This is a genomic window from Kitasatospora sp. NPDC001119 (assembly GCF_053598475.1).
Genome location: NZ_JBSFKI010000008.1, coordinates 148788 through 163071, shown reverse-complemented (window position 1 = coordinate 163071; position 14284 = coordinate 148788). Strand labels below are relative to the sequence as shown.

The 14284-nt window shown below is 75.1% G+C and carries 13 protein-coding genes; 4 read left to right on the top strand and 9 right to left on the bottom strand.

The annotated features are described in order from the left end of the window. Window positions 1–182: 182 nt before the first annotated feature. Window positions 183–992, bottom strand: coding sequence for a nucleotidyltransferase domain-containing protein (locus ACWDD9_RS12665; RefSeq protein ID WP_449811591.1), 810 nt, complete (start codon window positions 990–992; stop codon window positions 183–185). Window positions 993–1113: 121 nt separating this feature from the next. On the opposite strand from ACWDD9_RS12665, the gene ACWDD9_RS12660 reads away from it, so the two are divergent. Further along, complete coding sequence (locus tag ACWDD9_RS12660) at window positions 1114–1548, top strand: DUF4259 domain-containing protein (protein WP_049658045.1); 435 nt, start codon at window positions 1114–1116, stop codon at window positions 1546–1548. A gap of 42 nt (window positions 1549–1590) precedes the next feature. Here the strand turns inward: ACWDD9_RS12660 and ACWDD9_RS12655 are convergent, their stop codons facing one another. Then, window positions 1591–2871: an MFS transporter gene (locus ACWDD9_RS12655; RefSeq protein ID WP_449811590.1), complete on the bottom strand. Its 1281-nt coding sequence runs from the start codon at window positions 2869–2871 to the stop codon at window positions 1591–1593. Between the two features lie 135 nt (window positions 2872–3006). On the opposite strand from ACWDD9_RS12655, the gene ACWDD9_RS12650 reads away from it, so the two are divergent. After that, the gene (locus tag ACWDD9_RS12650; protein ID WP_049658043.1) at window positions 3007–3450 is read left to right on the top strand and encodes a winged helix-turn-helix transcriptional regulator; all 444 of its coding nucleotides are present in this window, start codon (window positions 3007–3009) and stop codon (window positions 3448–3450) included. Between the two features lie 66 nt (window positions 3451–3516). On the opposite strand, the gene ACWDD9_RS12645 is transcribed toward ACWDD9_RS12650, so the two are convergent. Next, entirely contained in the window at window positions 3517–4791 is a 1275-nt protein-coding gene (locus ACWDD9_RS12645) for a DUF6777 domain-containing protein (RefSeq protein ID WP_449811589.1), read from the bottom strand. A gap of 633 nt (window positions 4792–5424) precedes the next feature. Between ACWDD9_RS12645 and ACWDD9_RS12640 the strand changes: the two genes are divergently transcribed. Beyond that, a complete protein-coding gene (locus tag ACWDD9_RS12640) occupies window positions 5425–6765 on the top strand; it encodes a streptophobe family protein (protein ID WP_449811588.1) in 1341 nt (446 codons plus the stop codon). Between the two features lie 24 nt (window positions 6766–6789). Here the strand turns inward: ACWDD9_RS12640 and ACWDD9_RS12635 are convergent, their stop codons facing one another. The 5 genes from ACWDD9_RS12635 to ACWDD9_RS12615 form a co-directional block, all read right to left on the bottom strand. Then, complete coding sequence (locus ACWDD9_RS12635) at window positions 6790–7296, bottom strand: hypothetical protein (RefSeq protein ID WP_449811587.1); 507 nt, start codon at window positions 7294–7296, stop codon at window positions 6790–6792. A gap of 70 nt (window positions 7297–7366) precedes the next feature. Continuing rightward, window positions 7367–7741, bottom strand: a complete 375-nt coding sequence (locus tag ACWDD9_RS12630; protein WP_449811586.1) for a DUF1304 domain-containing protein — start codon at window positions 7739–7741, stop codon at window positions 7367–7369. Continuing rightward, window positions 7738–8781, bottom strand: coding sequence for a serine/threonine-protein kinase (locus ACWDD9_RS12625; protein ID WP_449811585.1), 1044 nt, complete (start codon window positions 8779–8781; stop codon window positions 7738–7740). The genes ACWDD9_RS12630 and ACWDD9_RS12625 overlap by 4 nt, the downstream gene beginning before the upstream one ends. Continuing rightward, window positions 8778–9353, bottom strand: coding sequence for a hypothetical protein (locus ACWDD9_RS12620; protein ID WP_449811584.1), 576 nt, complete (start codon window positions 9351–9353; stop codon window positions 8778–8780). Before ACWDD9_RS12620 ends, ACWDD9_RS12625 begins: the two co-directional genes overlap by 4 nt. A gap of 18 nt (window positions 9354–9371) precedes the next feature. Beyond that, on the bottom strand, window positions 9372–11777 hold the full coding sequence (locus tag ACWDD9_RS12615) for an FHA domain-containing protein (protein ID WP_449811583.1): 2406 nt from the start codon (window positions 11775–11777) through the stop codon (window positions 9372–9374). A gap of 179 nt (window positions 11778–11956) precedes the next feature. On the opposite strand from ACWDD9_RS12615, the gene ACWDD9_RS12610 reads away from it, so the two are divergent. After that, on the top strand, window positions 11957–13306 hold the full coding sequence (locus tag ACWDD9_RS12610) for an acyltransferase (protein WP_074004881.1): 1350 nt from the start codon (window positions 11957–11959) through the stop codon (window positions 13304–13306). 116 nt (window positions 13307–13422) lie between these two features. On the opposite strand, the gene ACWDD9_RS12605 is transcribed toward ACWDD9_RS12610, so the two are convergent. Next, entirely contained in the window at window positions 13423–14208 is a 786-nt protein-coding gene (locus ACWDD9_RS12605) for a DUF3050 domain-containing protein (protein WP_074004880.1), read from the bottom strand. Between the last annotated feature and the right edge of the window lie 76 nt (window positions 14209–14284).

Sequence of the window (14284 nt, the reverse complement as noted above, 5' to 3'; positions counted from 1 at the left end):
TCAGCCCCGGCCGGGACTGGTGTCCCGGAGCGGCCGCCGGGTCGAGGACCTCGACGTACCCGGTCCGCCCGCCGACGACGTCCGGGACGAGCATGCCGTGGGCCGGCGGGAGCGGGACGCACCGGTGGTCCGGGCCGTAGGGCCGGCCGTCCGGGTGCGGTTCCGTCACGGGCGTGCTGCCGTCACGGGCGCGGCGCCTTCACGCCGTGGACGGCGGCGTACTCGGCGGCGAGCCAGGGGCCCAGGTCGTCGACGAGCACGGTGAGGGCGGCCCGGTCGGGGGTGCGGCCGCGGGCGAGGGCGGCGGCCAGGCGCGCTTCGGCGGCGCGCTCGGGGTAGTAGCCGGCGAATATCTCGGCGGAAGCGGCGAGGTCGCTGGTCCAGCCGCCCCAGCGGGGCATGACCAGGGTGAGGCAGGTGCGGACGAGGCGGCGGGAGACGGCGCGGGTGAGGCCGCGCAGTTCGGCCTCCGTGGTGGCGGCGGCCAGGCGCTCGTGCCAGAGCGGGAGGACCAGGGCCAGGTCGCCGTTGGTCTCCCGGGCGAGCAGCGAGGTGGGGCGGTAGCGGGGGAGCCGGGCGGCGAGGTCCTCGCCGAGCAGCGGGGTGCAGAGGCAGGCGACGAACCAGCCGAGGTCGTGGCGTTCGAGCTCGCTCAGCAGAGTGTCCGTGCCGGCCAGCACCACGCCGACCCCGTTCACCTGCGCGAACTCCCCGTCGAGCGCGGCCTCGAGGGCGTCGGCCTCCGCCCGGTCCGCGGCGGTGGGCTCGTGGCGCAGGGCGAGCAGCAGGTCGAGGTCGGAGACGCCGGGGGTGGCGGTGCCGCGCGGGAGGCTGCCGTAGAGGTAGGCGCTGTGCAGCCGGTCGGGGGCGAAGGCCGCGGCGATCCGCTCCCGGGCCGCGGTGACCACCGGCGCGAACGCCGGCGGCACGCGGTCGAGCGAGCCCTCCCGTGCGATGTACCCGTCCCGGTCCAGCCCCTGAATCGTGGTCATGGGGGCACTCTGCCCCACCGCGGTCGGCCCTGACCAGCGAATATCCCTCGGCCCGGCCGATTGTCAGTGCCGTGTGCAAGCATCCGTCGCACACGAACACGAACGGCGTGAGGGGATCGGCATGGGCACCTGGGACATCGGGCACTTCGACAACGACTCGGCGGCGGACTTCTGCGGCGGACTGGACGACGCGGCGCCGGGCGAGCGGGAGGCGCTGCTCCGGTCGGCGCTGCTGTACGCCGTCCGGGCGGAGGAGTTCCTGGACTCGGACGAGGCGGTGGAGGCGGTCGCCTCCGCCGCACTGGTGGCGGCGCAGTGCCCGGGCGGGGCGGCGGTGACCAGCGCCTACGGGCCCAAGGAGCCGGTCCCGCCGCTCTCCGCCGAGCTGCGCCCGCTCGCGGTGGCGGCGCTCGACCGGGTGGTCGCGGAGGAGTCGGAGCTCGCGGAGCTGTGGGACGAGTCGGGGGAGGCGGCGGCCTGGCGCGAGGGCATACGGACGCTGCGGGAGGTCCTCGCCGCGGCGTCGTCGGCGGAGGCGCCGGTGGCGGACGCGTAGGTGACGTACGCGTAGGCGCTGGGGCCGGTGGCCGATCGGCCGTCAGCGGCGGGCCGCCGTCCACCAGTAGCCGAGCGCGGTGAGGCTGGTGGCGGCGCCGAGCAGGCAGACGGCCGTCCAGCCGCCGTGGTCGTAGACGACGGTGGACAGGATCGCGCCCGCGCCGCACCCGGCGGAGTAGAGCAGCATGTAGCCGGCGGTCAGGCGGCTCTGCGCCTCCGGGCGGACCTGGTAGAGGAGGTGCTGGTTGGCGACATGGACGGACTGCAGGCCGTAGTCGATCACCACCATGGCGAGCACCAGCCACCAGACCGAGTGCGGCAGCAGCGCGGCCGGGAGCCAGCCGACCAGCATGGCCAGCAGACCGATGCCGGCGGTGCGTTCGGCCCGGCCGCGGTCGGCCTGGCGGCCGGCGTACCCGGCGCCGAGCGCTCCGGCGGCGCCGGCCAGGCCGAAGAGCCCGATCTGGGTGTGGCTGAGGTTGAAGGGAGGCGCGGCGAGCGGGAGCACCATCGGGGTGAGCAGCACGGTGACGGAGGTGAAGCCGAGCAGCGCGAGGACGGCCCGGACCCGGAGCACGCGCTCCTGGGCGAAGAGCGTGAACACCGAGCCGACCAGCCGGGGGTAGCCGATCCGCTCGGCCGCCCGGTGCCGCTCGGACGGGACGGCGGCCGCGACGGCGAGGGCCATGGCGGCGGTCGCGACGGCGGAGACGACGTAGACGGCGCGCCAGCCGGCCAGGTCGCCGATGGTCCCGGCGACGGTGCGGGCGAGCAGGATGCCGACCACGATGCCGCTGGTCACGGTGCCGACCACCCGGCCCTGGTCGCCCGGGGCGGCGAGTTGGGCGGAGTAGGCGACGACCACCTGGGCGACGACGGCGAGGACGCCGACGGCGGCCATCGCGAGGAGCAGCAGCGGAGCGGAGGGGGCGAGTGCGACGGCGAGGAGGGCGAGGACGGACAAGCCGAGCTGGGAGGTGATCAGGGTGCGGCGGTTGACGTGGTCGCCGAGCGGCACGAGCAGGAGCAGGCCGAGGGCGTAGCCCGTCTGGGTGAGGGTGCCGACCAGGCCGATGGTCGCCGGGGCGATGCCGTAGTCCCGGGCGATCAGGTCGAGCAGTGGCTGCGAGTAGTAGACGTTGGCCACGGCGAGGCCGCAGGCGACGGAGAGCAGCCAGGCGATGGCCGGTGACAGGCCGCGCGGCGGGGCCCCGGTGGGGGTGTCGGCCGGGGCTTTGGCCAGGGCGTCGGCGGTCGGGTCGGCGGCGGTCGGGTCGGCGGCGGTCGGGTCCTCGGCGGACGCGCGGGCGGGTGAGGTCATGGGCGGACTCCCTCGAAGGGGCATGGTGGTTTCAAAGTGCTACCGCGACACCATGGCATACCCTGGTTTTAATAAGCAACCACGCTCTGATCGGTACGCTGGGCGCCGACCGGTGAGAGCTGAGAGGTGGGAGAAGTGCCGAAACGCACCACGCACGAGGAATCGGCCTGCCCGGTCGCCCGTCCGCTCGACGTCGTCGGCGACGGCTGGACGCTGCTGATCGTCCGTGACGCCTTCGACGGACTGCGCCGCTTCGGGCAGTTCCAGAAGAACCTCGGCCTGGCCAAGAACATCCTGTCCTCCCGCCTGGCCGGCCTGGTCGCCAACGGCGTGTTCGAGCTCGCGCCGGCCGCCGACGGCAGCCCGTACCAGGAGTACGTGCTCACCGAGAAGGGCCGTGCGCTGTTCCCGGTGATCACGGCGCTGCGGCAGTGGGGCGACCAGTGGTTCTTCGAGGAGGGCGAGCCCCGGGCGCGCCTGGTGGACCGCGAGTCCGGTGCGCCCGTCGCGCCGGTCGAGGTGCGCTCGGCGGACGGCCGGGTGCTCGGGCCCGAGGACGCGAAGGTGCTGCTGCCCTGAGGTGCGCCGCTGCCACTGGCCGGGTGAGGGTCGATGGCAGCGGGGCGGAGCGGGGCGTGTGCCGGGTCAGCTCGGCGTGGCGGCGCTCGCGGTCGGGCAGGGCGGCAGGGTGGACGGCGCGGTGCTCGCGCAGGTCGCGGTCGGCGCCTGGGCGGTGGTGGTGGTCGCCGTCGTGGTCCCGGTTGCCGTCGTGACGGCGGTGGTCGTCGTCGCGGGGGAGGGCGTCCTGGTGATCGGTGTCGGCGTCTGTGTCTGAGTCTGAGTCGGTGTGCCGGTGGTCACCGTGGACGGGGGCGGGGTGCTGGTCGTCGTGGCCGTCCCCGGCGGCTGACCCGAGCTGGTCGGGGACGTGGCTCCGGGGGTCGTCGGGCCCGAGGAGGTGACTCCGGCGCCTGTGGAGCCTGAGGGGGTGGCACCCGAACTCGTCGGCGTGCCGGGCGATGGCGTGCCGGGTGGGGTCGTGCCCGGTGATGTTGCACCCGGCGACGTTGCACCGGGCGAGGTCGAGGAGGTGGCCGAGGGTGTGGACGGCGTCCACGGGCCCGGCGGCGGGATGCCGGGCACCAGGGGCCCCTTCGGCGGTTCGGCCGGTCGGTCCACGACCTCGACCCGCCCGGTCATCCGGGAGAACCACCCGCCGGTCTCGACGTTCACCAGGATGATCTCGGTCACCGGTCGGGCTGCCGGCACCACGATGATCAGCGTGGACGGCTGGAAGCCCGCCCAGGCCTTCCCGGTGTACCTCGCGTTGCTCACCAGCGCCGGCGGCTTCAGCGGGTTGCCGCAGGAGCAGCGCACCCGGGGCACGCCCTGGGCGTCCACCAGGACGGCGGTGCCCGCCTCCAGTGCGGACTGGTACTCGACCACCGCGCCGCTCTTGTAGGTGTGGTTGGTCACCCGGGTGTCCACCCGCAGGTAGGCGGAGGTCAGCGAGCGCAGGTAGCCGGGGACGTCGGCCTGCGCGATGCCGGCGGCGGAGGCCCAGGCGCGCCCGGTGTCCCCGGTTGAGAGCATCCTGACCAGGCGCTCGGTGTCGCAGCTCGGCTTGCCCATCGACCCGGCGTACAGCCCGGCCGAGCTGCCCTCGACGCTGTGGAGCGCGGTCGGCGAACCGCTCCGGGACGAGGCGCCGCCCGGGTGCTGCGCCGTCGGGGTGACGGTCGGGGCGGGGGTCGGGACGGCGGAGCCGGGTGCGGGGGCGCTCACCCCCTGGGTCTCCACCGACGGGGTGAACGGGTCCGGCCCGGGATCGGCCGGGGCCTGCAGGGCGACCTCGTTCGCGGTCGGCACGGCCGGGTGGTTGCCGCCCTGGTTGTTGACGATCAGCACGGTGGCCACCACGGCCACCGCCACCGTGCCCGCCGCCAGCGCCAGTCCCTTCCCGGAGCGCCACCACGGCGTGCGCGCCCCGCGTCCGGGCCCGCCGGACGACGGCCCGCCGGGCCCGCCTGCGCCGCCCGGTCCGGTCGGCCCGCCCGGTCCGCTCGCGCCGCCGGGACCACTCGCACTCCCGGCGCCACCCGCCCCGGCGGCCCCGGACGGGCCCGAGGGCGGAGGGGGCACGGACGGCGAACCGGCCGTACCGCCGCCGGACGGTCGACCGGCCAACGGCCCGGACGGGGGACCGGACGGCGGACCGTGCGGAGGCTCACCAGGCGGGCCGGGCAGGCCGGACGGAGGCGGTTGGGAGGTCATCGAGGCTCCGTTTCGCAGGCGGTCGGCCGACCGGGGCCGGCTCGGGAGGCTCCTGCCAGTGGCTTCCCTTTCTCCCCCGTTGCCCCGTTCGCCGCAACAGCAGGTGCCGGGGCGTCGCCGAGCGTGCCCGCCGACCGTCGGCCACCCTGGAAACCCGGCCGGAACCCGGCCGGAACCCGGCCGGGAGCCGATCGGGCGTAGATCGGGCGTAGATCAGAGATCGATCGCGCCGCGCCCGGGCCGGACCCCTGTGCACCCCGCGAGCGACGAGGAGGCGGCATGCAGCAGCCCACCACCCGGGCCGCGGGCCCGCCCGGCGCCGTACGCGGCTGGCTGGACGCGCTCGCCGTGGTGCTGGCCGGGCTGGTCGCGATGGCGGCGGTGGCCGCGCTCGGTCTCTGGCTGGCCGGCGCCGACGACCTCCCGGACGGCGGCTTTCCCGCCGTGCTGGCGGCGACGCTCGCGCTCGCCGTCGGCGGCACCGTCGAACTCGACGGCGGCGCCGGGGACTTCGCGGCGGTCGGGGCCGGGATCAGCGCGATGCCGCTGAGCGTCTCGGTGGTCGGCGCGGTCGCGATGGCCGAGGTGTTCCTGCGCCAGCTGCGCTTCCGCGCGGTCGCGGGCGGCGGTGAGCTGCTCGGGCGGATCGGCCGGACGCTGCTGCTCTGGGTGCTCGCCCTGGTGCTGCTCACCCTCGGCGCCCGGCACGGCTTCGTCGTCCCGCTCGGCGGCGACCTGGCCCAGTCGATCGGCGGCGCGCTCGGGCTGACCCCGGAGGTCGGCTTCCGCGCGGACGGCCCGACCACCGTGGGCATCGGGCTGGCCTGGCTGCTGGTGGTGCTCGCGGTCACCTTCGCGGTGTCCCGGCGGGCCCCGCTGCCGCCCGCCCTGGTGCGCTACCAACTCGCGGTCCGCCCGCCCGCGTTCGCGCTCTGGCTGGTGCTGCTGGCGTACCTGGCGATCGGTGCGGTGGCCGGGGTGCTGACCGCGGTCGTGCACGGGAACCCCCGGCAGACCCTGGCCGTGGTGCTGCTCGCGCTGCCCGACCTGGTCTGGCTGGCCTTCGGCATCGGGCTCGGCGCCACGTGGCACGGGCGGCTGGTCGGCGGGCTCGGCCTGCCCGTCCCCAAGCCGCTCAGCGCCGTGCTGCGCACCCCCGGGGGCGGGCCGGCGACCATCGACCTCGGCACCCTCGCGGAGCAGGACGCCCGCAGCTGGTGGCTGCTGCCGTTGGCCGCCGTCCTGCTGCTCGCCGCCGCCTTCCTGGCGGCCCGCCGCGCGCCGCGCACCGTCCGGCTCTGGCGGCACGCCGTCCGGTTCGCGCTCGCCACCGCCGTCACCGTGCTGCTGGTGGGCCTGTGGACCCGGGTGGACGCCGACTACGGGCTCTCCGTGCTCGGTGTCGGCCTCGGCCAGGGCGGCCTGGGCGACCTGCTGGGCGCCGTGCTCGGCGGCGGCAACCCGCTGGCCGGTCTGGGCGGCGGGAGCCTCACCCTGCGCCCGGTGCTCTGGACGGCGGTGCCGCTCGCGGCGGGCTGGGGGCTGGTGACCGGCGCGCTCGGCGCCCTGCTCGCCACCCGGGTGCGGCACCGCGGCGAGGTACCGGCGGACGCCGAGTGACGGGCGCGGGGGGCGTGGCCCGGCTCAGAACAGCCGGTGGCCCCGCACCCACATGGTCTTGCGGCCGTCGGCCCGGATGAGCCGGAGTTTCCCGATGCCGTCGTGGATGCCCGCACTGAGCAGCAGCGACGGTCCGACGACCACGCCTGCGGCGGCCAGCGTGAAGAGCAGGCCGATGTTGTCGACGGCCTGGTCGTCGCCCTCCTCGACGGTCCGGCCGCCCAGTTGGACCAGCATCGGGACGAGGGCCAGCAGCGAGAGCACCAGCAGCCAGCCCACCGTCCGGTGGACCAGCCGCTTGACCCGCGCCCTGGTGGCGGTCTCCACCCGGACGGAGAAGGAACGCCGGCAGCGTGGGCAGATGACGCCGATCTCCTTGTTCCCGCCGGTGGGCCGGGGCGAGCCGCCCTCCGGCAGGTGTGCGACGCTCCATCTGACCTTCGTCGAGGTGAGGCCCTGCTGGACGCTCACCCGACAGCCGAGGCCGACGACGTACCGGTCGGTGATCGGGATCTTCGCCACTGCTGCCACCCCCAGCCTCCGCGACCGTCGCGGGGTAGGCGGAGTTTAGCCGTACGCCTGAAGAGATGGTGATGGAACGTCAGAAAGCCTCCGTCAGAAGGATGATCGCCGCCGGGACGGCCTGGCCGAGTGCACCGCGCCACAGCTTCGGTTCCGAGGTGAACAGGGTGATCCCGCCCGCGACCATGAACGCGGCGACGTAGAGCACCACCGCCCGCCCGGCCCCCGGGTGTCCGGTGTGCAGCAGGACCAGGCCGGTGACCAGGCCGAGGGCCAGGAAGAGGTTGTAGAAACCGACGTTGACGCGCCACAGCCGGACCTCCGGGGCGTCCGCCGTGCTGCCGGTCAGCACGCGGCGCACCCGCGGGTGCCCGTACAGGAAGCTCTCCAGCGGCCAGACGATCAGGTGGATCGCCGCGGCGACCACGGCGAAGACCTGGCTCACGGCGTTCATGACGGACGGCTCCCTGCGGGCGGCGACGGCGGCGGGTGGACGACCGGTGCGGCCCAGGCGGGCGGCCCGGGCACCGGGGGCGGGTCGGGGGTGAGCGCGGGGACGACCCGGGTGGGCGGCCCGTCGGCGCGCCACGGTTCCGGCGCGGCGGCGGTGCTCGCCGCGCGCAGCTCGGCGACGAAGTCCAGGCAGTTCGGGTACCGCTCCCCGGGCGTCTTGGCCAGCGCCCGGGCGACCACCGCCCCGACGGCGGCTGGCAGGTCGGGCCGGTGGTCGCGCAGCGCGGGCGGCGGGTCGTTGAGGTGCGCCCAGAGCAGCGCGAGGTCGCTCTCCCGGCGGAACGGCGGGGCGCCCGCGAGCATCTCGAAGACCACGCAGCCGAGGCCGTACTGGTCGCAGCGCCCGTCCAGCGGCCTGCCGGAGATCTGCTCGGGCGCCGCGTAGTCGAGCGTGCCGACGATCTGGCCGACGGTGGTCAGCCCGCTGAGCGAGAGGGACTTCTTGGTCAGGCCGAAGTCCGCCAGGTACAGGTGCTCGGGGTGCTCGCTGTCCGTCCCGGCGGCGACCAGTACGTTGCCCGGCTTGACGTCCCGGTGCACCAGGCCGTGGTCGTGCGCGGCGTCCAGTGCCGAGGCGATCTGGAGGGCGAACCGGACGGCCCGCCCGACCGGGAACGGGCCGGAGCGGTTGATCAGGGCGCGCAGGTCGCCGCCCTCCACGTAGCGCATCGCGAGGTACAGGATGCCGTCCTGCTCGCCCGCCTCGAACACCGGGATGATGTGCGGGTGGTCGATCGCGGCGGCGGCCTCCGACTCGTGCATGAACCGCTGCCGGAACACCTCGTTGCGGGCCAGCTCGGGGGCGAGCAGCTTGACCGCGACGGTCCGGCCGAGCCGCAGGTCCTTGGCCCGGTAGACCACGGCCATGCCGCCGCGCCCGATCTCGTTCTCCAGCCGGTAGCCGGCGACCCGCCGCCCGACCAGCCCGGCGGGCAGACCGGTGGCGTCCCGCTCGGTGGCATCCGGCTCGGCGGAGGTCACGGCTCACCGGTCCGGGTGGGGGCGGACGGGCCCTCCGCGGACGGGCCGTGCGCGGGCGCGGGCGCGGGCGACGGCGCGGGAGAGGGGCTGGGCCGGTCGGTGGCCGCGTACGTCTGGAGCTGGAGCCCGTCGCCGTAGCACCAGCGGTCGTACACCGGGTCGAACAGCCAGACCGCCTCGCCGTCCACCACCAGGCCGATCCGCAGGCCCCGGGTGCGCTCCCGGAAGGCCCCCAGGTCGAGGGCGCCACCGGCGAGGTCCTCCAGCAGGGCGCGGTAGCGGTCGAGTGCGCCCCCGGCCTCGGCGAGCGCCGGCCGCGGGTCGGCGGTCCGCGCGGGCGGGCCGCCGGCGGCGGGCGGTGGCTGCGGCAGCGCGACCAGCAGGCGGCCGTCCACCCAGGCGGTCCAGCCGTTGGAGCAGAGGATCCGCGCCCAGTCGCCCCGGCGGTCGACCAGTTGCAGCGGCAGCAGCGCGTCGAGCCGGGCGTCGGGCCGGGCCGGGTCGGGTGCCGCCCAGGAGGCCATCCCGTCCGGCGGGGCGACGTGGGTGGGGCGGAACGCGAACTCGTCCATGCGGCGGTCGCCCTTCCGCTAGCGCCGCATGATGCTCGGCTCGTGCCGCCGCAGCAGGGCCAGCACCACCAGGCCGTACAGCAGCGAGAGCGCGGGCAGCAGCGCGATGCCAACCAGCCAGCCGGAGCGCTGGTGCCGGAACATCGGGTCGGCGGTGATCGCGTTCGGGAAGATGCCGTGCAGCTCGACGGTGCGCGCCATCGCCGACAGGCCCCAGCGCGACGGGACCAGCCAGGCGAACTGCTCCAGCCCCGGGACGCCGTGCAGCTTGAGCATCAGGCCGCTGAAGACGATCTGCACCACCGAGAGGAGGACCAGCAGCGGCATGGTGGCCTCCTCCTTGCCCACCAGCGCCGAGACCACCAGGCCGAGCATCATCGCCGAGAAGGCGAGCAGCGCGACCGCGAGGATCAGTTCGGGCAGCTGCGGCATCACCACCCCGGTCGGCACCGCGAAGGAGAGGTCCACCCCGGCCAGGCCGACCACGGTCAGCACCGCGGCCTGGGCCACCGTGACGGTGCCGAGCACCACCACCTTGGAGACCAGGTAGGCCGATCTGGACAGCCCGACCACCCGCTCCCGCCGGTAGATCGCGCGCTCCTTGACCAGCTCGCGCACCGAGTTGGCGGCGCCGGTGAGCAGCCCGCCGATGCAGAGCGTGAGCAGGCAGTTGACGGCGTTGTCGGGGGAGAGCCGGGAGCCGGCCATCGCCCGGCACATCAGGCCGATCACGAAGGGCAGCACCACCATGATGGTGAGGAAGAGCCGGTCGGCGGCCAGCACCGCGGTGTACCGGCGTACCAGGGTGCCCAGTTGGGAGAACCAGCCCTGCGGCTTGTCCCAGTCGATCACGGGAGCGGCGGGAGCGGCGGGAAGGGCGGGCGTGGCCGACGCGGCGGGCTCGTGCGGGGTCGGGTGCGGATGGGCGCGCGGACGGGGCGACGGCGTCGGCACGCCCTCGGCCGCCACGTAGCGCGCGTACTGCGGGGAGCCGCGGAACCGCTGCTGCCAGCTGTCGTGGTCCTCGTCCTCGAAGGCTTCGAAGGCCTCCGGCCACTCCTCGTAGCCGAAGAAGCCCAGCGCCTCGCCGGGCGGCCCGTAGTACGCCGTCCGCCCGCCCGGGGCCAGCACCAGCAGCCGGTCGCAGACGCTCAGGCTCAGCACGCTGTGCGTCACCACGACCACCGTCCGGCCGTCGTCGGCGAGCCCGCGCAGCATCCGCATCACCGAGCGCTCCATCCCCGGGTCCAGCCCGGAGGTCGGCTCGTCGAGGAAGAGCAGGGACGGCTTGGTGAGCAGCTCCAGCGCGACGCTGACCCGTTTGCGCTGGCCGCCGGAGAGGCTGGCGATCACCTGGTCGGCGCGGCCGTCCAGGCCCAGTTCGTGGATCACCTCGCGGACCCGGGCCTCCCGCTCGTGCGGGTCGGTGTCGCCGGGGAAGCGCAGCTCGGCGGCGTAGGACAGGGCGCGGTGGACGGTGAGCTGGGTGTGCAGGATGTCGTCCTGCGGCACCAGGCCGATCCGGCGGCGCAGCTCGGCGTAGTCGCGGTAGAGGTCGCGCCCGTCGTACAGCACCGTGCCCTGGTCGGCGGGGCGCAGCCCGGTGAGCGCGTTGAGCAGGGTGGACTTGCCCGCGCCGCTCGGCCCGGCCACCGCGAGCAGCGCCTTCTCGGCGAGCGGGAAGCCGACGTCGTCCAGCAGCACCCGGTGGTCGGGGCCGACCCGGACCACCAGGTGCCGGACGTCCAGGGAGACCTCGCCGGTGTCGGTGTACTCGACCAGCCGGCCGTCGGCCAGGCAGAGCGCGGAGTGGCCGATGCCGACGATGTCCGCCGGGCCGACCGGGGCGCGCTGGACGGGGCGGCCGTTGAGGTAGGTGCCGTTGTGGCTGTCCAGGTCGACGATCTCGTGGCCGCCGTCGGGCAGCGCGCGCAGTTCGGCGTGGTACCGGGAGACCACCAGGTTGTCCAGGACCAGGTCGTTGTCGCGGGAGCGGCCGATCCGGACGGTGCGGCCGAGCAGCCGGTGGACGGCGCTCGGACGGCGGAAGGTGCCGGAGAGGTGCGGGGCGACCAGCGACGGCCGCTTGTGCGCGGTGGGTGCCGGAAGGCCGGCGAAGGCCGCGGACGGGCCGTCGGCCGGGTCGCCGAAGCGCAGCCGGGTGCCCGGGCCGACCTCCTCGCGGCTGACCCGCCGGCCCTCGTCGTACGTGCCGTTGGTGCTGTCGACGTCCTCCAGCAGCCAGTGCCCTCCGGTGGCGCGCAGGATCGCGTGGTGCCAGGACACCCGGGGGTCGTCCAGGACGATCTCGCTGGTCGGGTCGCGGCCGAGGTGGTAGGCCCGGCTCGGGTCGATCACCCGCGACGCGGTGCCGGTGACCAGGACGAGGGGCGGCGCGGAGGGTGCGCCGGGGCGCTCTCCCATGCTGCGCATTCTATCGCCGTCGCTGTCGCCGCACCGGCCGAAGAGCCCTGCCGGAGTGCGGGATTGGACTGGACCACTGCCTCCGCGCGCCACTATCGTTCGGCGTGCCCGCGGATCGCGCGCCGCCGGAACGCGCCCGCGCGTCACCGGGAGTCGTCGAGTGCTTCGGAACGGAACCCATGAGCATCTGGCCGCAGTTGCGAAGATCCCGGACCGTCCGGGCCGGGCACGCCACCGGCCGGGTGCTGCGCTGCGGGCTGATGGACACCATGCTCGCCGACCTCGCCGTCTCGGTCGTGCTCTGCTTCGAGCACCCGCTGGACGACGACCGGCTCGCCGCCGGCCTGGCCCGGGCGCTGGAGCGGGTGCCGGTCTTCGCCGGAAGGCTGCGCACCGTCGAGGGCGTCCTGGAGGCCGTCTGCGACGACACCGGCGTGCCGTTCGAGGTCTACACCGTGGAGGGCACGCTCGCCGAGGCGATGGGCCGGGCGACGGCGGCCGGCGCCGAACTGGTCGCCCCGCTGGACGCCCCCGCCGCCCGCGACGGCGGCGTCCCGCTGCTCACCGTGCGCCTCACCCGCACGGCCGACGGCGGCACGGTGCTCGGCTGCTCCTGGCACCATGCGATCGGCGACCTGCACAGCTTCATGCTGCTGCTGCGGACCTGGTCCGCGGCGGTCGAGGGCGAACCGCTGCCGAAGGCCGAACTCGTCGACGACCAGGACGAGTTGCTGGCCGAGGTACTCCCGGACGAGGACTGCGGCCGGCCCGGCTTCCGGCTGCCCTCGGCGGCGGAGGCGGAGCTGCTGGCCCGCGAGGTGGCGGTCGGGCCACGCGCCAACCGGATCGTCCAGATCGCCTTCACCGACGCCGAACTGGCCCGGATGCGCGAGGAGTTCGGACTGGCGGCCGGGCGCCGGCTCTCCTCCGGGGACGTGCTCTGCGCCCACCTCCTCAGCACCCTGCGGGAGTTGGACGGGGACGACGCCGAGCGGATGCTGACCGTGCCGGTCAACGCGCGCCGCTGGCTGGGCCTGTCGCCCGCGCTGCTCGGCAACCTCCTCAGCGAGGTCCATCTGCCGCACCGGCCCGAGGAAGGACCGGCGGTGCTCGCGGGCGCACTGCGCACGGCGGTCGAGGAGTTCCCGACCGCGCACCTCAACCTCCGCGCCAACCTGTGGTTCCTGGCCACCCTCGGCCGCTCCCGGCTGCGCGACTGCGTGCCGCTGGGCTTCGACCCGGCGGCGCGCCGGTTCAGCTTCTCCAACTGGAGCGGCTTCGGCGCCTATGCGGTGAGCTTCCAGGGGAAGCGGCCCGTGCTGTTCAGTCCGGCGGCCAACTATCCGATTCCCTGGGTCTGTTGGACGGTCGAGGGGTTCCGGGGCGAGGGCCGGCTGGCCACCGTGGTGCTGCCGGCCCGGCTCGCCGCCCGGGTGCGCGGGGCCGAGGGCCGGGCGGCGCTGCACCGGTTCCGCAGGGCCGGGGACCGGCCGCCCGCCTCGGCCGGGGTGCTGCCCAAGGTGCTCTGACCCGCCCCGCCGGCGCGGGTGCGAAGGCAGGCCCCGGCGGCGGAAGGGCGCCCACGGGGAGGCCGGTTCCCCGTGGGCGCCCTTCCGCCGTGACGACGGACGTCCTCCGGCAGGCCTCAGAAGGACCGCTCGATCGCGGTCCACAGCTGGAGCCGGGCGCGCAGCGCGGTGCGGACCGTCTCGGCGCAGGAGTCCCACTTGTCCTGGTCGTCGCCGCACAGGTCGATCAGCATCTGCATCGCCATCGGGGTGTGCTGCTCGCCGTCGACCTCGATGTGACGGGCCAGGTAGTCCTTGAAGACGGTGAGCGCGCCCTCGGGGTCGTCGATCCGGATGACCTGGGTGAACATGTCCGGGATCAGGTCCTCGCGGCCGAAGGCGAAGGCGGCGGCCCGGCAGTGCACCGGCGCGTTCTCCACGATCGACCAGGTGGTGGAGGTGAAGTCCAGGGCGGGCTGCGGCACTCCGGCGTTCTTCAGGGCGTCCGGCACGGCGGTGCCGGAGCCCAGCAGGGCCAGGAACTCCTCGATCGGGCGCGGGTCGGCACCGGCCTGCCGCATGCCCTCGACGTACAGCTCGAAGTGGCTGGTGTAGCCCTCGCCGAGCTCGTCGCTCTCCTCGACCAGCACGATCTCGTTGATCAGCCGGCGGCTGGCGGTCGGGCCGTTCGGGACCCACGGCACGTCCACGCAGGTGAGGTCGCGCTGGAGGCTCTTGAGCAGCGACATGAAGTCCCAGACGGCGAAGACGTGGCTGCCGAGGAAGGTGCGGACCCGCTCGATGCCGGTGAGCGAGCGGTACACCGAGTGCTCGACCACCTCGCGGCGCAGCGGGTCGATGGCCTGCTGGAGGCTGGTCAGGCCGGGGTGCGAGCGGTCCCAGTGGTAGCGGTTCGTGGACAACGGGGCTCCTTGGTCGGGCTGTTGGGCGATCGACGTGTTCGGGGTGCGCGAGGTGCGCGGGGGCTGCGCCGCGTCG

Bases quoted from the DNA above. Each gene is read 5' to 3' on its own strand.
- ACWDD9_RS12665 (WP_449811591.1), bottom strand. From the start codon at position 992: ATGACCACGATTCAGGGGCTGGACCGGGACGGGTACATCGCACGGGAG.
- ACWDD9_RS12660 (WP_049658045.1), top strand. From the start codon at position 1,114: ATGGGCACCTGGGACATCGGGCACTTCGACAACGACTCGGCGGCGGAC.
- ACWDD9_RS12655 (WP_449811590.1), bottom strand. From the start codon at position 2,871: ATGACCTCACCCGCCCGCGCGTCCGCCGAGGACCCGACCGCCGCCGAC.
- ACWDD9_RS12640 (WP_449811588.1), top strand. From the start codon at position 5,425: ATGCAGCAGCCCACCACCCGGGCCGCGGGCCCGCCCGGCGCCGTACGC.
- ACWDD9_RS12630 (WP_449811586.1), bottom strand. From the start codon at position 7,741: ATGAACGCCGTGAGCCAGGTCTTCGCCGTGGTCGCCGCGGCGATCCAC.
- ACWDD9_RS12620 (WP_449811584.1), bottom strand. From the start codon at position 9,353: ATGGACGAGTTCGCGTTCCGCCCCACCCACGTCGCCCCGCCGGACGGG.
- ACWDD9_RS12615 (WP_449811583.1), bottom strand. From the start codon at position 11,777: ATGGGAGAGCGCCCCGGCGCACCCTCCGCGCCGCCCCTCGTCCTGGTC.
- ACWDD9_RS12610 (WP_074004881.1), top strand. From the start codon at position 11,957: ATGAGCATCTGGCCGCAGTTGCGAAGATCCCGGACCGTCCGGGCCGGG.